This window comes from Paraburkholderia humisilvae (assembly GCF_902859855.1).
In the GTDB taxonomy this organism is placed as follows: Bacteria; Pseudomonadota; Gammaproteobacteria; order Burkholderiales; family Burkholderiaceae; genus Paraburkholderia; species Paraburkholderia humisilvae.
In genome coordinates, this window is the sequence record NZ_CADIKH010000455.1 from 1 (window position 1) to 665 (window position 665).

Annotated in this window: 1 protein-coding gene and 1 pseudogene; both read left to right on the forward strand. The window is 59.8% G+C overall.

What is annotated here, in order from left to right:
• Positions 1–159: pseudogene (locus HV796_RS45310) on the forward strand (IS110 family RNA-guided transposase); the annotation flags it as partial.
• A gap of 410 nt (positions 160–569) precedes the next feature.
• Positions 570–665 (forward strand): transposase (locus tag HV796_RS43030; protein WP_425497113.1); only part of this gene is annotated, 96 nt, incomplete at its 3' end.

Genomic DNA, 665 nt, shown 5'->3' on the forward strand with positions numbered 1-665 from the left:
CACTGGTTCAACGAGCGCTTTGCCGGTGCCGGCAAGCGGCTGCGGCGCATCGGCATCGTGGCGCTCGCACGCCGTCTGGCGATCGCCCTGTGGCGCCTTCTCGAGCACGGCGAGATTCCCGTCGGTGCGATACTCAAGCCGTGTCACGCAACACCCTGAGGGGGGCCTGAACCACTCGATGACATCTGCTGCAGCAACAGCATCTAAGGGTCAACGCGCCCGAAACACCCTCGGGTTATCCACCGCGGGTAACCGTGTATCTGGATGGGGCGCGTCGGTAACAGGGGTGGCGCCAGCGCTTCGCGCATGTGGCATGAGGTGACCGGCCTGCCGGGCCGGCACGGATAGAAGGTCGCCCCGGCTCTGACCGGTTCACCCCCCCTGACCTGAGTGACACCGATATGCCAGGCTGGCAAATGATGTCGTCATCAGCGATGCAACCCGCCCATAACAAGGCAAGGATTATTATTTCGCATCGCGAAATTTATATCTCAAGCAACGGCTTGACTTCTGATTCCCCATAGAAGAGGGTGTTAGGCACTTTTGTTCAGGCCTGGTAACCTGGCGGGATGACAAAACGCAAACCATACCCGACGGATGTATCGGACGATGAATGGAGCTTCGCGGCTCCCTATCTGACCTTGATGAACGAAAACGCCCCGCAG